General features: G+C 62.2%; 20 protein-coding genes. 9 read left to right on the top strand and 11 right to left on the bottom strand.

Annotated features, from left to right (window positions below; all coding sequences use genetic code 11):
* Position 1: 1 nt before the first annotated feature.
* The 9 genes from napE to ubiT all read right to left on the bottom strand — a co-directional run bounded on the left by napE (position 2) and on the right by ubiT (position 7,076).
* Positions 2-187 carry a periplasmic nitrate reductase, NapE protein gene (gene napE / locus I3J13_RS18220; RefSeq protein WP_031234042.1) on the bottom strand — a complete coding sequence of 62 codons (186 nt, stop codon included), beginning with the start codon at positions 185-187 and terminating at the stop codon, positions 2-4.
* Positions 188-388: 201 nt separating this feature from the next.
* Positions 389-1,576: an NnrS family protein gene (locus I3J13_RS18215; RefSeq protein WP_196379682.1), complete on the bottom strand. Its 1,188-nt coding sequence runs from the start codon at positions 1,574-1,576 to the stop codon at positions 389-391.
* Positions 1,573-2,325: an ATP-binding cassette domain-containing protein gene (locus I3J13_RS18210; protein ID WP_196379681.1), complete on the bottom strand. Its 753-nt coding sequence runs from the start codon at positions 2,323-2,325 to the stop codon at positions 1,573-1,575. The genes I3J13_RS18215 and I3J13_RS18210 overlap by 4 nt, the downstream gene beginning before the upstream one ends.
* Positions 2,322-3,131 (bottom strand): ABC transporter permease, encoded by an 810-nt coding sequence (locus I3J13_RS18205; RefSeq protein ID WP_142845982.1) that lies wholly within the window; start codon positions 3,129-3,131, stop codon positions 2,322-2,324. Before I3J13_RS18205 ends, I3J13_RS18210 begins: the two co-directional genes overlap by 4 nt.
* A gap of 5 nt (positions 3,132-3,136) precedes the next feature.
* On the bottom strand, positions 3,137-4,120 hold the full coding sequence (locus I3J13_RS18200; protein ID WP_196379680.1) for an ABC transporter substrate-binding protein: 984 nt from the start codon (positions 4,118-4,120) through the stop codon (positions 3,137-3,139).
* Between the two features lie 148 nt (positions 4,121-4,268).
* Positions 4,269-4,652 carry a hypothetical protein gene (locus I3J13_RS18195; RefSeq protein ID WP_196379679.1) on the bottom strand — a complete coding sequence of 128 codons (384 nt, stop codon included), beginning with the start codon at positions 4,650-4,652 and terminating at the stop codon, positions 4,269-4,271.
* Entirely contained in the window at positions 4,649-5,587 is a 939-nt protein-coding gene (gene ubiV, locus I3J13_RS18190; RefSeq protein ID WP_196379678.1) for a ubiquinone anaerobic biosynthesis protein UbiV, read from the bottom strand. Before ubiV ends, I3J13_RS18195 begins: the two co-directional genes overlap by 4 nt.
* Positions 5,588-5,592: 5 nt before the next feature.
* Complete coding sequence (gene ubiU, locus I3J13_RS18185) at positions 5,593-6,570, bottom strand: ubiquinone anaerobic biosynthesis protein UbiU (protein ID WP_196379677.1); 978 nt, start codon at positions 6,568-6,570, stop codon at positions 5,593-5,595.
* On the bottom strand, positions 6,561-7,076 hold the full coding sequence (ubiT, locus tag I3J13_RS18180) for a ubiquinone anaerobic biosynthesis accessory factor UbiT (RefSeq protein ID WP_196379676.1): 516 nt from the start codon (positions 7,074-7,076) through the stop codon (positions 6,561-6,563). The genes ubiU and ubiT overlap by 10 nt, the downstream gene beginning before the upstream one ends.
* A gap of 149 nt (positions 7,077-7,225) precedes the next feature.
* Here ubiT and I3J13_RS18175 point away from each other — a divergent pair, with 149 nt between their 5' ends.
* Genes I3J13_RS18175 through I3J13_RS18165 form a run of 3 tightly spaced genes read left to right on the top strand, consistent with a single transcriptional unit; the run spans position 7,226 to position 9,733 of the window.
* Positions 7,226-7,576, top strand: a complete 351-nt coding sequence (locus I3J13_RS18175) for a DUF488 domain-containing protein (protein ID WP_196379675.1) — start codon at positions 7,226-7,228, stop codon at positions 7,574-7,576.
* A 55-nt stretch (positions 7,577-7,631) separates the two neighbouring features.
* A complete protein-coding gene (locus tag I3J13_RS18170; protein WP_196379674.1) occupies positions 7,632-9,146 on the top strand; it encodes a UbiD family decarboxylase in 1,515 nt (504 codons plus the stop codon).
* Positions 9,143-9,733, top strand: coding sequence for a UbiX family flavin prenyltransferase (locus tag I3J13_RS18165; protein WP_196379673.1), 591 nt, complete (start codon positions 9,143-9,145; stop codon positions 9,731-9,733). Before I3J13_RS18170 ends, I3J13_RS18165 begins: the two co-directional genes overlap by 4 nt.
* Before the next feature lie 4 nt (positions 9,734-9,737).
* Here the strand turns inward: I3J13_RS18165 and I3J13_RS18160 are convergent, their stop codons facing one another.
* Positions 9,738-10,415 (bottom strand): NnrU family protein, encoded by a 678-nt coding sequence (locus tag I3J13_RS18160; RefSeq protein ID WP_196379672.1) that lies wholly within the window; start codon positions 10,413-10,415, stop codon positions 9,738-9,740.
* A gap of 12 nt (positions 10,416-10,427) precedes the next feature.
* Complete coding sequence (locus tag I3J13_RS18155) at positions 10,428-10,583, bottom strand: hypothetical protein (protein ID WP_003504656.1); 156 nt, start codon at positions 10,581-10,583, stop codon at positions 10,428-10,430.
* A gap of 137 nt (positions 10,584-10,720) precedes the next feature.
* On the opposite strand from I3J13_RS18155, the gene I3J13_RS18150 reads away from it, so the two are divergent.
* The 6 genes from I3J13_RS18150 (at position 10,721) to I3J13_RS18125 (ending at position 16,383) form a co-directional block, all read left to right on the top strand.
* Entirely contained in the window at positions 10,721-11,254 is a 534-nt protein-coding gene (locus tag I3J13_RS18150; protein WP_196379671.1) for a cytochrome c oxidase subunit 3, read from the top strand.
* 4 nt (positions 11,255-11,258) lie between these two features.
* On the top strand, positions 11,259-11,549 hold the full coding sequence (locus I3J13_RS18145) for a cytochrome C oxidase subunit IV family protein (protein WP_196379670.1): 291 nt from the start codon (positions 11,259-11,261) through the stop codon (positions 11,547-11,549).
* A 166-nt stretch (positions 11,550-11,715) separates the two neighbouring features.
* Entirely contained in the window at positions 11,716-12,168 is a 453-nt protein-coding gene (locus tag I3J13_RS18140) for a c-type cytochrome (RefSeq protein ID WP_046800955.1), read from the top strand.
* 24 nt (positions 12,169-12,192) lie between these two features.
* Complete coding sequence (locus I3J13_RS18135; protein ID WP_020811069.1) at positions 12,193-13,539, top strand: nitric-oxide reductase large subunit; 1,347 nt, start codon at positions 12,193-12,195, stop codon at positions 13,537-13,539.
* Positions 13,540-13,603: 64 nt separating this feature from the next.
* A complete protein-coding gene (locus tag I3J13_RS18130; protein WP_196379669.1) occupies positions 13,604-14,416 on the top strand; it encodes a CbbQ/NirQ/NorQ/GpvN family protein in 813 nt (270 codons plus the stop codon).
* Positions 14,417-14,484: 68 nt separating this feature from the next.
* Positions 14,485-16,383 (top strand): nitric oxide reductase activation protein NorD, encoded by a 1,899-nt coding sequence (locus I3J13_RS18125; RefSeq protein ID WP_196379668.1) that lies wholly within the window; start codon positions 14,485-14,487, stop codon positions 16,381-16,383.
* Positions 16,384-16,439 lie beyond the last annotated feature (56 nt).

The raw sequence follows: 16,439 nt of genomic DNA, 5'->3' as shown, positions 1-16,439 counted from the left end.
CTCAATGGCCGGGCGGCCCCGGCGGGCCGTAAATGATCTGGAACATCCAGACGATAAAGCCATAGGCTCCGACAAATCCGACCGCCAGAATGGGCCAGATTCCGAAAGCCAGAACGGCGAAGGTCACAAGTTCCTTCGTCCGGCTCGGCTTTTCATCTGCGTGTTGAGGCGCGACTATTTTAGGCATATTCGCGTTTCCCTATTCGGTTGGAGTGATAATCGACCAAAAAGAAAATATGTTCAACCATTTGATTTTATTGATTATTTATCAAAACTAACATTCATCAATATCCCTCTTCTAAGTCACTGATTTCACATTGTGCTTTTGCTGAAAAAATAAACAAATTCGCCGGAACAGTGATGTCGCCGCGGCTGGACAAGGTCTCTCTCATCCGCATGCGCCAGCCTCATCGATGCCAGGCGCGCGCATGAAAGGCAGAAAGCCCTGCAACCAGACCCCGAAGCTCGCCGCCCACAAAACGGCGCTGAGGCCATGGTGATAGGGCGATAATGTTGCGGCAAAATCGAATTCCGGCAGGATGCGGACCAGACCGGCCATCGCCATCAGAAGGGCGGCCGCATGCGCCTGCCATGGCAGATGCGTCAGATTGCGGCCCGTATGCCGCAGCCCGGCAATGATGAAGACGGCCATGATGGCGCATCCCAACGCCCCGACCGTCAGCAGATGCAGCCCCGCGGCGGGCGTGACGGGAAAACCGAGCCGTGTCGCGCCGAGCGCCAGAAAACCCGCGCCCGCAAAGGCGTTGCCGAGGCCAAGCAACAGCACCTCTGTCTTGAAGACGGCGCGCCCAATGAACCATTCGGCCAGCCGGTCGAAAAAGGCGGCGCCGGCCGCAAGCGAAAGCCAGGCGCAGACATCGCTTTGCGGAAAGAAAAGTTTCGCCGCCATGTAAAGCGTCACCATGGCGCCAGCCATATGCTGGCGGCCGGGATGCGGCCGGTAAGGCGTGGTCTCGCCGCCCGGATCGAGCGCCAGATTGATGACGACAACATTGATACGCGCGGCGGAAAGTGAAAACAGCACGGTGAAGATGCACAGGGCCGCTTCCAGAAAGCGGGATGCAAGTTCGAGATCGCCGCTCCACCAGGCATAACGCACACCCGCTTCAGCCGCCGTAAACAGAAGAAGCCAGATAAGGAACGCCAGGTGTTTCATCGTGCGCCGCGCCAGCATCGCCCTGCCGATGAGAACGCAGAGCGCGAGCAGAAAGGCGAGATCGAAAAAACCTGCAAACAGGCTCCCTGCCTCCATCCCGAGAAAGCCGATAAGGCGGCCCGGCAACCAGAGGCCGGCGAGATGAAGCAGCGTTCGTCCCTGCACCGGCTTCGTATCCGTCCATTCCGGCACCGCCGAGCCAAGAAAACCGGCAAGCGCCATGCCATAGGTGCCGAAGATCATTTCATGGGCGTGCCATTGCGATGCAGGCACTGCATCGGCGAAAGGCAGGGCATAACCACCGATGACGATCCACAGGAAGGGCCAGCCTGCGCCATGCAGGGCGGCCAGAGGGAAAAACAGCCGCAGGGCTTCGGAAAGGATGGGGAGTTGCCTCATCGCACCCGCTCCTTTGCCGAAAACAGTTCGGCGAAGGTCGGGCTCTCGGACAGGCGTTCCGCCTCGTCGAAAACCGCACGCGCCATGCGCCGGCCCGGCGAACCTGCGGGCTTATGCGCGGCAATGACTCGGCCATCGACGCCGGAGAGCACGATCAGCCTGTCGGCAACCAGCAACGCCTCATGAAGATCATGGGTGACGAGAAGGGTGGAAAAACCGCGCCGACGAGCGGCGCCCACCAGAAGCTCCTGCAAATGACGGCGCAGGCCGACATCGACGGCGCTGAAGGGCTCATCCAGAAACAGCATGTCCGGTTCCACGGCGAGCGCCCGCGCCACGCCGGCGCGCTGGCGCATGCCGCCAGAGAGTTCCACCGGATATTTGCCGAAATCCGCCGTCTCCAAACCGACCTCCAGCGCAAAAAGGCCCGCCCTTTCGCGCCGCTCCCGTTTCGGCATGCCGGCCGCCGCAAGGCCGTAGGCGATATTGTCGATAAGCGTCATCCACGGCAGCAGCCTTGGCTCCTGAAACACCAGCCCCTGCCGGCGATAATGGCGGTGCACGCGGCCGCGAACAGGATCGATGATACCAGCCGCGATCTGCAAAATCGTCGTCTTGCCGCTGCCGGAGGGGCCGAGCAGCGCCACGGTTTCCCCGGGCGCTATGCCGAGATTGAAATTCTCGAACAGGCTGCGGCCGAGAAAGGCGTGGCCGACATGTTCGAAGCGCAGGATGGAACGGTCGCTCATCGTTTGACACCCCATGGCAGCCCGGCGGCGCGCCAGCGTTCCAGCGCCTCGCGCAGCAGATGCAGCAGGCCGTAATCGGTCAGCAGCGCCAGCGCGACGGTGATGGTGAGCCAGGCGCTGACCTGCGCGATATCGAACAGCGCGCGTGCGGTGGCCAGTTCGCCGCCAATGCCGCCGGAATTCGAAAGGAGCTCGGCCATGACGGTTACTTTCCACGCGCTTCCGGCCGTCGTCGTCCAGGCCGGGAAGAGGTAGGAGAGCACATGCGGCATGGTGACGGTGCGCAGCCGGTAAAACCATGGAGCGCCGAAGGCCTGCGCCATCACCTCCAGCTGACGGTCCCGCTTGGCGACACCTTCCAGCGCACCGGCAAAGGACACGGGAGCCGAGGCGATGATGACGGTCATGACAGCCGTGCCCCCCGACGAGCCGAACCAGATGAGCGCCAGCACGATCCAGCCGATGGGCGGCACGCCGAGCAGAACGGTGACGACAGGCTTCATCAACCGCATGGCCGCGAAGGAATAACCCGCCAGCACGCCCGCCACCGTGCCGATGCCGGCAGCGATGGAAAAGCCGGTCAGGGCCCTGACGGCGCTCTGCGACAGGATGGCGAAGAAATCCGGCCGCGCCGCCAGAAGCCCCATTGCCGTGAAGGTCTCTCCCGGCGAAGGCAGGATGAAGGAGCCATAAATCTCATGCCCGGCCTGCCAGGCGGCGAGAAAACAGAAAATGCCTGAAAGCCCGGCCCAGCCCGCCCAGAGATAGCGGCCCATCCAGCCAAGACTTTCGAGAATGCGGTTCATGCCTGCTACACCAGATAAAACCCGTCATCCGGCCGCCGGCCGCCGATGATTGCCGGGTCGGCCCTGGCAAGCTCATCGTAAAACGCCTCAAGATCGGCGCGCGCAGCGCTCGCCTTCAGGGCGCAAAGATGACTTGTCGGAAAGGAGGCGGCGATGATTTCCGGCGGGAAACCCAAGGCATCGGCGGCCGCAGCGGCCGCCATCTTCGGATCGGCCGCGGCGCTGGCGAGCGCCGTCTCCATGGCGTCCTGCAAAGCCTCGATACCGGCCCTGCCGAGTTTTTGCTGGACCGGCGATGTCAAGGCGAGGCCAGCCTGCGGAATTTCAGCCTTGCCCGCCACCTTCGCCCATTCCCGCTGAATATCGATGGTGCGATGGACGGTCATGAAAAACGATTTCGCCTTGATGAGCACGGCGGTCGCGGCCGGCTCGCTCAGCAGGGCGGCATCCACCCGTCCCGTCAGCAGCAATTGCACGGCTTCCGGCGGCGAGGCGGCATATTCCAGCTTGATGTCGCCGGGCTTCAGGCCGTTTTCGGCAACAAGCCGGCGCAACACGAGATCGGGCATGTCGTTCTTGAACGGCAAAGCGAGGGTCTTGCCGGAAAGGCTCTGCAGGGAGTTCAGCGTCCCGTCTTTCGAAACGATATAGAGCAGGCCCGTGGTCAATACGTTCAACAGCCCGAGGCCGAGACCGCGATTGTGGAGATTGGCGACGCCGTAGCTCGGCATCACCACCGCCCCCATGGAACCAGAGGCGACGGCGGCGCGCATTTCATCCGGCGTTTTCCAGGCTTTGAAGACCGCTCCGGGTGCGACATCCTTCAGGAACCCGGCCTTTACCGCATGGGCCAGCACGGCGGAGGGCGCGGCCGGAGGGCCATAAAAGGTGAGCGGCGCTTCCGCCTTCGCAACATGCGGTGCGGCAAGTGTCGCGACCGCGAGCCCGGAAAAGGCTGAAAGAGCCTGACGACGGGTGAGATGGGCCATGGTCCTGATCCTTTCGCGCCGGAAGCGCCATAATGCACCTAACGCTCGCTCAGACCGTTTTCCGGTCCCGGCGCGTCACCACCCCGGAAATGACATTTTGCAAGCGCCCGCTCTTTGCGCAGGATCAAACAGGGCCGAAAACAGGGATTTACTCACCCTTCTTGAGTGAGAGCGCGTCCCGCAGGAGCCGCGAGCCCTCCTGAGCGGCGGCGGCGATATCGAGAAACATCAGGCTTGCGGTTTCAACCACGCCTTGATCCACCGTGTCGTCTTCGGCGAAATCGCAGAGCATCTCGGTCAGGAGCGCGATCTTGCGCCGCTCCTCGCGGGCGGCGGCCAGAAGCTTGACGATATTGCGCTGGCGCTCGAAATCCTCGAGTTCGCGCAGCGCCTCGTGCACCCTGTCGCGGCAGCCGCAATCAAGCGCGCTCTGCAAGACAATGTCGCGCACCAGATGGATTGCCGCCGCGATATCCGCTCCGCCCGGCGTCGCTGCGGGCAGCTTTTGCTCGCTTTGCCCGTTCGTCGTCATGCATTCACCCCGTGCGCCGTGTTGCGGGCGCGGGCGATCCAAGCCGCCCCTTCCTGCCCGTGGTGAAAACCATTGGAAAAGGGCACATCCGGATAGATTTGCCCGAGACGCGCAAGACCGTCCTCCGCCTCCCGCCTGCCGGCCAGAACATCGTCATGGATTTGCGCCACCGCAACCATGTCGCAGTCCTGCGGCGACAGCCGGAAGCGGGAAATGCCGGCGGCGGCCAGATCCTGTAATTCGCCAAGCAGCGACTGGCAGGTATGCGACACCGTCTGTACGCCGTTCAGCGCCAGAAACGACTGCCGGTCGAGCGTGCGTACCGGCAATCCATCCGGATCGTCCCCGCAGACGAACTGGCAATTATCCTTGATATTGCCCTTGGCGCGGGCATGGGCGCAGCGCGCCGAAATGGCGAGCGGCAGGCGGCCGAAGGCGAAGATTTCGAAGTCCACATCAGGCGTCTGCGCCACGATGCGCTCCACCGAGGTCATCGGCAGTTCCGGCGGCAGGCATATGGCGCTCGCGCCGCGAGACGACAGCAACCGCGCGGTCGCGGCATTATAGACATTCACCATTGGACCGACGACATGCGGCGTGCCGTGCAGCATGCCGAGCGCGGAAAGATCGTTCGCCTCGACCGGATAGGGACTATCGGCGATCAGGCCGCGCAGGTGGCGACTTTCCCGCTCCAGCGTCACCAGCGAAAGCGTCGAGAGGATCACCTGTTTCCCCGCACTCTCCAGCCGCTCGATCACCTCTGCCAGATGCGGCTCGGTGAAATGAAACCGTTTGGAGCAGACGGTTTCACCGAGATAGACATGGCTGACGGGCGCTTCATCGGCGATGCGGAAATAGAAATCGCGCCATTTCTCGCTCTGCCAGAGATAGAGGACCGGGCCGAGCGCCAATGTGGCTTTTGCGGGTTTTGCCATCGCCGTCATCTCCAGCGTTTCTCATAAGCACCGACGGTGGTGCGCTGGCCTTCGCTCAAGAGCCGGAGGCGGGAAAGCAGCCTGCCACGCTCTTCAGCACCGGCAGCAAGCGCCCGGTGCAGGGTGGAAACCACTTCCGCCACATAGGCCTTGCCGCGCTGGCGGCCCTCGATCTTTAGCGCGCTGACCCCCGCCTCGCGCAAGGCATCGATCTGGTCCATCACGTCAAGCGACACCGGATCCTCGAAGGCATAGGACCTGTCATCGGCAATCTCGAAACGGCCCTTGCACAGCGTGGGGTAACCCGCCGCCTCGCCGGCCGGAAAACGGTTGATGGTATAATCGCCAAGTTCCGACACCAGCTCCTGCCCGTCCTGCCGGTAGCGGACATGGCTTGCCGGCGAGCAGACGCCGTTCATGTTGGGTGACTTGCCTGTCGCGTAGGAGGATAGCGAGCAGCGCCCCTCCGCCATGACGCAGAGGCCGCCAAACACGAAGATTTCGATCTCGCAGCGGATTTGCCGCGCCAGCCGGGCGATGTCGGCAATCGTCAGCGTGCGCGGCAGCACCACGCGTTTCGCGCCGAAGGCATCGACGAGGAAATTCACCGCATCCGCATTGGAGGCGGAGGCCTGCACGGAGACGTGGATCCGCTGCTGCGGATGATGTTCCGCCACATGCGCCATCAGGCCGAAATCGGCAAGGATAAGCGCGTCCGCCCCCGCCTTCACGGCATCGGCCGCGCCGCGATACCAGATATCCTCATGCCCGGCGCGCATGAAGGTGTTGAGCGCCACGAAGGTCTGGACACCGCGCTTTTTCGCGTAAACGATGGCCTCGGCAAGTTCCTCGCGGGAAAAATTAAGGCCGGGGAAATTGCGGGCATTGGTTTCATCGCGAAACCCGCAATAGACGGCATCGGCACCGGCATCCACGGCCTCGCGAAAGGCGGCGGGCGTTCCCGCAGGACAGATCAGTTCCATGCCTTACCTCCCCGCGTTTCGGATAGAACATGGCCGCGCAGGCGGTTCGCAAGGCCCGTTACCATTGGCGCGAAAGGTCCGGCAAATGCACCGAGATCGCGCGGCAGATCGATGCCGCTATCATCGAGCGCATTGCGCAGCGCCAGCATCGCCTCCATGTCACCCGTCACGCTCAGGTCACGCGAAAAAAACAGCGCATCGGCATCCTGCCGCCCCTCCATCAACGCAAGCAGCATGAAAAGCGGTCCCTCGACCGCCGCGTCCGTCTTGGGCAGGCGGGCCTTGCGGCTGACGGTGATGGCGGGACCTGCCGGCTCGACCATGAAGGCGAAGGGGAGATCGACGGGCAGAAAGGCGTAGCGCTTGCCACGATGTTCACCGAGCCGGACGAACATATCCGGATGCCGCTTCATGATCTGCGCCAGCATCGCCGCCGTCGCTCGCTGCACCACGGCAATGGGCAGAAAATTCATGGGGCGGGCGATGGCGGCGGGAAAAGGTCTCATGAAAGGTCCTGTCGGCTCAGTTGCGGGCGGCAACCTAACCGCAACGCGCGGGTGGCGGTTTGAGCGAACGCAAAGACAGGGAAATTTTCGGGTGCACCTTCACAAAAGCCGCTATAAATCATTCACTTGCCAAGCGAAGGAGGCCGCCCGTGTCCGATTTAAGGGTCAAACGGATTTACGAACCCGCCAGCGACGATGACGGCGCGCGCATTCTGGTAGACCGGCTCTGGCCCCGCGGCATGAGCAAGGAAAACGCAAAGCTTTCCCTGTGGATGAAGGAAATCGCGCCCAGCAACGAATTGCGCAAGAACTTCTCCCATATGCCGTCTCGCTTTGAGGAATTCACCCGGCATTATCGTGAGGAGCTTTCGGCCAATCCCGATGCCGTGGCGCACATGAAGGAACTGATGGCGAAGGGCCGGGTCACGCTGCTTTATGCCGCCCACGATACCGAACACAACCACGCTCTGGTTCTCGCCGACTATCTTCGTTCGCACTGAGCCGCATTTGCGGCAGCGCAAGGACATGCCGCACTGGCGCCTGCAAACAGGCGGCATGAGAGACGAAGCAACAGAAACGAGACCCATCCGCACCGCCGATCTGCGCGGTTTCATCCGGCTGCTGGAAGAACGTGGGCAGCTGCGGCGAATCCGCCAGCCGGTATCGCTGGTGCACGAAATCACTGAAATCCACCGCCGCGTGCTCGCCGATGGCGGACCCGCGCTGCTTTTCGAGCGACCTGTCGACCATGAGGGCAAGGTGCGGGAAATGCCGCTGCTTGCCAATCTGTTCGGCACGCGGCAGCGCATCGAATGGGGGTTGGGGCTGGAGACCGGCGGCCTGCCCGCACTTGGACGAACGCTCGCCGAATTGCGCGAGCCGCAGCCGCCGAAATCCATGGCCGAGGCATGGGGTAAGCTACCTCTTCTGAGAGCAGCACTTTCCATGCGGCCACGCAACGTCTCGCGCGCGCCGGTGCAGGAAAAGGCACTGACGGGTGATGCGGTCGATCTTGCCTGCCTGCCGGTGCAATGGTGCTGGCCGGGCGAGCCGGCCCCGCTCATCACATGGCCGCTGGTTATCACCCGTTCGCCTGACGATCCCGACGATATCAATGTCGGCATCTATCGCATGCAGGTGTTGGGACCGGACAGGGTGATCATGCGCTGGCTGGCGCATCGCGGCGGCGCGCATCACCACCGGCTGTGGCGGGCGCGCGGGCTGGATATGCCTGTTACCGTCGCCATTGGGGCCGATCCTGCCACCATTCTCGCCGCCGTGATGCCGCTTCCCGACCATATCAGCGAGCTTGGCTTCTCCGGCCTGCTGCGCGGCTCGAAAAGCCGCATCGCAAAAGCCTTGACCGTGCCGATGCCGGTGCCGGCCAATGCCGAGATCGTGCTGGAGGGCACCGTTTCGGCAACGGAAACGGCACTCGAAGGCCCCTATGGCGACCATACCGGCTATTATAATTCGGTCGAATCCTTCCCGGTCATGACGCTCTCGGCAATCACCATGCGCCGCGATCCGATCTATCTTTCCACCTATACCGGCCGGCCGCCGGACGAACCCTCGGTTCTCGGTGAAGCCATGCTCGAGATTTTCCTGCCGCTCGTGAAAAAGCAGTTTGCGGAAATCGTCGATCTATGGATGCCGCCGGAGGCCTGTTCCTACCGCGTCATGGTCGCATCCATCGACAAGCGTTACCCGGGACAGGCAAAGCGGGTGATGATGGGCCTTTGGTCGATGCTGCCGCAGTTCAGCTATGTGAAGCTCATCATTCTGGTCGATCCCGACATTGATGTGCGCAACTGGGCGGATGTCATATGGGCGCTATCCACCCGTTTCGATGCTTCGCGCGATACGACGATCATCGACGATACGCCAATCGATTATCTCGACTTCGCCTCTCCTAAAGCCGGTCTCGGCGGCAAGATGGGGCTGGACGCCACCCGCAAGCTACCGCCGGAGACGGAGCGCGAATGGGGCCGCGTGCTATCCATGACGCCTGACGTGATCGCGAAAGTGGATCTGATGTGGCGCGATCTCGGCCTTGGAGAACGGCCATGACCCCGTGCCGCGTCGTGGTCGGCGTCACCGGCGCTTCGGGTGCCGGCATCGCCCTGCGTATTATCGAGCGCCTCGCAGCGATGAAAAGCGTCGAAATCCATCTCGTCCTGTCGCAATCCGCCAGACGCACCGTGTTGCATGAGGAAGGGGCGCAAGCCATGGGGCGGATGTTTTCGCTCGCCGGCGTCAATCATGCCATCGACGATATCGGCGCGGCGATTGCCAGCGGCTCTTTCCCGACGGCCGGCATGATCGTCGCCCCTTGCTCCATGCGGACGCTCGCGGCCATTGCAACCGGGCTTTCGGACAATCTCCTTACCCGCGCCGCCGATGTGCATCTGAAGGAACGTCGGAAACTTGTGCTGATGACGCGCGAGACGCCGCTGCATCTTATCCATCTGCGCAACATGTGCACGGTGACGGAGGCTGGCGCCATCGTCATGCCGCCGGTGCCGGCCTTTTACAACAGGCCGCAAAGCGTCAACGATTTTGTCGACCAGCTTGCCGCCCGCGCCATCGATCAGCTCGGCATCGCTTCCGCGCCGCAGGCACCGATATGGCAGCCGCATATGGTGAAGGCGCCCTAAGCGATCAGAGATAGGCCATGGGGTCCGCGCCGAAGAGCATGGCATGGCCGCCGGCCAGCAGCCACCACACCGTCAACCCCGTCAGCGCCGCGGCGAGCAGCATCGGCCCATCGACGGCGATGCGGGTTTTGCCTGTGAGAGCCGCCGCGAAGGGAATCGTAGTGCTTCCGGCAGCCGCCAAGTTCCACGCATTCCCCAGCCTTTTCCGGGCGCGTTTCTCGGTCATGGCCATTCCGCCCATCGAAAACAGTGCAAAGCCGCCGAACAGGATGACGGAGCGCAGGTCGCCATTCGGCACGACATGGCCAAGCGACCAGAACAGGAAACCGATAAGCACCGGATGGCGGGTGATGCGGACAATGGCCCCCGGCTCCTGCCCCTGCCGCACGGAAATGGAGAGCGGATTGACGCTGAGGAGGCCAGCCAGCACGAAAAACAGGCCAATTGGGGCAGCGAGAAAGGTGACATGCGCCTGCCAGGGCGCGACATCCCAGAGCGGAATATAATCGACCGACAGCGCGGCATAAAATACCCAGCCCAGCGTCAGAAGCGAGACGACGGAATAGGCCCCGAAATAGGCAGGCCTGCCGATGGCCGCGATCAGCCGGCCGCGCACGGCAGGTACGGCGGGAATGGAATGCAGCGCCACGAAAAGCGAAAAAGCGGCGACAAGTTCAAGCATGCGACTGTCTTCTCACTGGTTCAGGAACAGCACCGAAGCAATGGCCACGGAGGCAAGCACGGCGGAAACCGCGCCCATGCGCTGCAGCACTCCCATACGGTACAACAGCACCGCAAAGCCAATGATAACGGGGGTTGCGACAATCAGCCCGACCTGTGCGTCGTTCATGGGAAGCTCCATTTTTGAGAGTTGCGCTTTGTCATGACAATAGGACTTTGCGCGCTCCCTTCTTTGACCGACCGCAAAGAAGCGGGGTTTGAGGACGCCTAAGCGTGGCTTGCTGTTTTACAATTACGGACAAGGCCATGGCGACAAATACGGAAGAGGAAAGCGGAAACGTGCTCCTTTGGATTCTGGTCTGGAGCGAGCTTGCCGCCTTCGGCGCGCTGACCGGCGCTTTCATCATTGCCTTCGCCCTCAATCCCGATGCATTCGCTGCCGCGCGTCAGCATTTGCAGCCGCAGCTTGCCGGCTTCAACACTTTGATTTTGCTGGCGAGCGGCTGGCAGGCGGCCGTCGCGGCCAGCTGTCACACCGCGCTGCCGGGCAAAAGGCGGGCGCTCGTGCTTGCCGGTCTGCTGGGCTTCTTTTTCGTCGGCGTAAAACTCCATGAATATTCCACCGAAATCGCCTTCGCCTCCGATCCCGCCTATGGCGCGTTCTTCGAGCTTTATTTCCTGCTCACCGGCTTCCACCTGCTGCATGTCGTCTTCGTGGCCGTGCTGCTGTTTCTCGTCGCAGTCTTCCCGAAAAACGAGAACGTCACGCTGGTGACGACGCTGTGGCATGTGATCGATCTCGTCTGGATCGTCATTTTCCCCGTTATCTATCTGGTTTGACATCATGATCCACCGCACCTCCCGCCAGCTTGCAAGAAGTTTTGCAGCACTCGCCATTCTCGTTCTCGCCGGTACGGTCGTCGTGACATCGTGGAAAGCGGCGCTTCTGCCGCCGGTCGCCGCCGCCTGCCTGATGCTGCTTTTCGCGCTCCTGAAATCCAGACGCGTCATCGACGATTTTCTCGGCTTTCGCGAAGAGCGTGGCCTGCTGCGCACAGCGCTTCTGGCATGGCCGGCCATCTTTACCGCCGCAGCCCTGTTACGGGCGTTCCTGCAGGGCATTTTGTCGCTCTGAAGAGGCGGACCACACCACCTCTCCACTTGTTTGCCAAATGGCAAAGAACGCCGGCGGCCAACGACTAGAAGGGGGTGAGACCCGAAGCCTGCCGGTAAATCCCGGCAAGAGGGTTCGATCAAGCCAGTCCGCATAAGCGGTCTTCCGGATGGAAAGGACCATTGGCATGGCAGAACGCCTGACCAAAACAGGAGCGCGAAACGTCTTTTACGGCGGCTCCATCTTCTTCTTCGCCATATTCGTCGGGCTGACGGCCCATAGCCATTATTACATGCGCACCACCTCGACGGATGAAAGCACGCTGACCGAAAGCGTCGCGCGCGGCAAGCACGTGTGGGAGAAAAACTCCTGCATCAACTGTCACACGCTGCTCGGCGAAGGCGCCTATTTCGCACCCGAACTCGGCAATGTCTGGAAGCGCTATGGCGGTGTGGAAGACAAGGAGACGGCGCGCGATTCCATCAAGGCGTGGATGGCCGCCCAGCCCACCGGCATCGAGGGCCGGCGCCAGATGCCGCAGTTCAATCTCACCGAACAGGAACTCGATGATCTCGTCGACTTCCTCGAATGGACGAGCCGGATCAAGACGCAGAACTGGCCGCCGAACGATGCGGGTTGAGGTTGACGGCAAGGAGATGACGAGATGAAATACCAGACGCAAAAAGTCGCCATGCTGTATTTTTACGGCGCAATCGGGCTGTTCGTGGCGCAGATCCTGTTCGGCGTCGTCGCCGCGACGATCTACGTGCTGCCCAATACGCTTTCCGAGCTTCTGCCCTTCAACATCGTGCGCATGATCCACACCAACGCCCTTGTGGTATGGCTGCTGATGGGCTTCATGGGCTCGACCTTCTATCTTCTACCGGAAGAAACGGAAACGGAGCTTTACAGCCCCAAGCTCGCCATCGCGCAGTTCTGGATCTTCCTGGTGGCCGCCGCCGTCGCCGTGGTCGGTTATATGTTCCGCATCCATGAAGGCCGCGAATTCCTCGAGCAGCCCTTCGCCATCAAAGTCGGCATCGTCCTCGTTGTCCTGATGTTCCTGTTCAACATCACCATGACGGCGCTGAAGGGCCGCAAGACCACCGTCATCAACATCCTGCTCTTCGGTCTCTGGGGTCTGGCGATCTTCTTCCTCTTCGCCTTCTACAATCCCATGAACCTCGCGCTCGACAAGATGTACTGGTGGTACGTTATCCATCTTTGGGTGGAAGGCGTGTGGGAACTGATCATGGCCTCGATCCTCGCCTTCCTGATGATCAAGCTCAACGGCATCGACCGCGAAGTGGTGGAAAAATGGCTCTATGTCATCGTCGGCCTTGCGCTTTTCTCGGGCATCCTCGGCACCGGCCACCACTATTACTGGATCGGCGCGCCGGGTTACTGGCAGTGGATCGGCTCGCTGTTCTCGACGCTGGAAGTGGCCCCCTTCTTCACCATGGTCATCTTCACCTTCGTCATGACCTGGAAAGCCGGCCGCAAGCATGAGAACCGCGCAGCGCTGCTCTGGTCGATCGGCTGCTCGGTCATGGCCTTCTTCGGCGCCGGCGTCTGGGGCTTCCTGCACACGCTGTCTTCGGTGAACTATTACAGCCACGGCACGCAGCTCACCGCCGCCCACGGCCACCTCGCCTTCTTCGGCGCCTATGTAATGCTGAACCTTGCCATGATGGCCTATGCCGTGCCGGAAATGAAGAAACGCGCGCCCTACAACCAGTGGCTTTCGATGACGAGCTTCTGGGTCATGTGCACGGCCATGTCGGTGATGACCTTCGCGCTGACCTTTGCCGGCGTGGTGCAGATCCAGCTTCAGCGCGTCATGGGCGAAAGCTTCATGGATGTGCAGGACCAGCTGGCGATCTTCTACTGGATCCGCCTCGGCTCCGGTTTCGCAGTTCTCATTTCGGCAATCATGTTCATCTGGGCAGTCCTGGTGCCGGGCAAGCAGAAACAGGGTGACGTCGCCCGCCTCGTGCAGCCCGCCGAATGAGAAACGGACCGGCCCTCCTTTTCCCCCGGAGAGCCGGTCCTTACCATCAACCATGGAGATGACCATGAATACGATTTTCCGCCCCGCGCCGCAGCCTTTGCCGGACGCACCTTTTTACACACCGCTCGGCAATGAATGCACGCTGTTCGAAAGCGCCTGGGTGCGGCAATTGCCGCTTCTGCTGAAAGGCCCGACAGGTTGCGGCAAGACCCGTTTCGTCAGCCATATGGCGGCGAAACTCGGCCTGCCGCTTTCCACCGTTTCGTGCCACGACGATCTTGCTGCCGCTGATCTGACCGGCCGTTACCTGCTGAAAGGCGGCGAAACCGTGTGGATGGACGGCCCGCTGACGCGATCCGTGCGGCAGGGCGGCATATGTTACCTCGATGAGATTGTGGAAGCGCGCAAGGATGTGGCCGTCGTGCTGCATCCGCTCACCGACGACCGCCGTATCCTGCCGCTGGAGCGCACCGGCGAGGTTCTGGAAGCGCCCTCCGGCTTCATGCTCGTCGTGTCCTACAATCCCGGCTACCAGAACCTTTTAAAGAGCCTGAAACCCAGCACCCGCCAGCGCTTCGTCGCCATTGAATTCGACTTTCTGCCCAAGGAGCAGGAAATCGCTGTCGTTTCGCATGAAAGCGGGCTGGATGCGCGCGATGTGGAGCCGCTCGTCGATCTTGCCCACCGCCTGCGCGGCCTGAAGGGCCACGATCTGGAAGAAGGCGTTTCCACCCGCCTGCTCGTTTATTGCGCCAGCCTCATCGATACCGGCCTTCCCGCCCGCCAGGCCGTGCGCGCGGCGATGATCGAACCGCTGACCGACGAGCCGGATGTGAAATCCGCGCTGCATGAAGTGGCGGATGCGATCATCCGATAGCGCGCTTTGATATCCACACCGGATTGCGCGGCCCCGCGCATTCCGGCCCGATGCCATGAGGATAAACCATGCTGGACTTTCTGGAACTGGAAGAAACCGTCGGCCGCGCCTGGCACAGGCTGATCGGCGAAACCGGCACATGGCTGCGCTTCCCGGATCATGCCGTGAAGCTGGAGGATATGCAGGCTGTACTGGCCATCTGTTTCCGCGGTTTTGGCGGTGAACATGCGGTGCAGATCGCCCCGGCCCGCGCCCGCACTTCCAGCCACCGGCTGAGGCTGCGCCAGCGCATGGGCCTTGGTGAAGAAAAGCTCGCCCAGCCCGGCCGCGATCACGCCACGCTGATGCTGCCGCCGGTGCTCGATCTGTTTCCCGACCGCCACCTCAACCGCGACCTTTATCTCTGGCTCGCCGCCGCCATGGCGATGATGCCGCTTGAACCGATCACGGCACCTGACCCGCTGCGCAACGATCTTGCCCGGCTCGACCGCGCCGTAGAACTGGCAGAGGCCGTAACCCATGCTTTTCCCGGCATGAAGGCCCGTTATCGCCGGCTATGCGCCGCCATGCTGGCGGTGCGGCAGAAGCGGCCGTTGCCGCAGGCGGAACAGCAGGTAGAACAACGGGTGCTTTCCATGCTGGCCGATGCGGCAGGGATCGAAGGCTATCCGCCGCCCGCCGGTCTTCCGGAAAAAGCACCGCCACGCTACCTGCCGATGCTGCCGGTGCCGCTGTGGCCAGACACGCTGCTGCGCGAAACCTCCGAAGCCCGGCAAAGCGAGGACCAGCCGGCCGCGAGCGCCGCGCTGCAGGGGGCGGAGACCGTCCGTCATATCGCCGTGCGCGAAAAGGCGGAGAACCGGCAGACGGAACGCAGCCCCTTCATCCTCAACCGTTTCGAAAAAATCCTCGCCATGGCGGAGATGGTCAATGTCGACCGGCCGGGCGACGACAGCGACGATGCCGACGGCAGTGCGGCCGACGAGCTGGATGACATGACGCTGGGTGAAAGGAAGGGACGGCCTTCCACCCGTTTCCGCTTCGATCTCGACCTGCCGCCTGAAGTGCTGAACCATACGCAGCTGACGGCGGAACTGACCTATCCGGAATGGGACTATCGCAACGGCACCTATCTCGCCCATCATTGCCGGGTGATCGCCGGACCGGCGAAGGATGCCGAAACGGCACCGGAACCCGACCCGGACACCAAAAGCCTTATCCGCCGGGTCAGGCGGCAATTCGAGGTGCTGCGGCCACGCCACGAAATGCTGCGCGCCCAGCTTGACGGCAACGATCTCGATCTTGACGCGGTGGTTCGCGCCAGAAGCGATATTGCCGCCGGCGGACAGGGCAGCGACCGCATTCATATGGCCAGCCGCCCGCAGGCGCACGATCTCGCCGTAACGATCCTCGTCGACGTGTCCCTATCGACCGATGCCTGGTTCGACAATCGCCGGGTTCTCGATGTGGAGAAGGAAGCGCTGCTGGTGCTTGCCCACGGGCTTTCCGCCTGCGGTGACAGTCACTCCATCCTGACCTTCACCTCCCGCCGCCGTTCCTGGGTGCGGGTGGAGACGGTGAAGGATTTCGATGAGCCGATAGGCCACGCTGTCGAGCGTCGCATCGCGGCGCTGAAGCCCGGTTTCTACACCCGCATCGGCCCCGCCATCCGCCACGCCAGCGCCAAGCTGCACGAGAGGCCGGAACGCCGCAAGCTACTTCTGCTGCTGACGGACGGCAAGCCGAACGATGTGGATCACTACGAAGGCCGCTTCGCCATCGAGGACAGCCGCCGCGCGGTTTCCGAAGCCAGGCGTTCGGGCGTCAGCGTTTTCGGCGTAACGGTCGACAGCAAGGCGCAATCCTATATTCCGGCCATGTTCGGCCAGAACGGTTATGCCATCGTCAGCAGGATCGCCAAGCTGCCATCGGCGCTGCCGGCAATCTATCGCAGCCTTGCCGGCTGATTGTCGCGCAGACGGACCTGACGAATCTCAGGTTTGTTTGCGCGGCGACAATGTCT

The organism is Agrobacterium leguminum (assembly GCF_015704895.1).
Lineage (GTDB): Bacteria > Pseudomonadota > Alphaproteobacteria > Rhizobiales > Rhizobiaceae > Agrobacterium > Agrobacterium leguminum.
The sequence above is the reverse complement of the archived record's forward strand: the minus strand, read 5'-3'. Positions and strand labels throughout refer to the sequence as shown.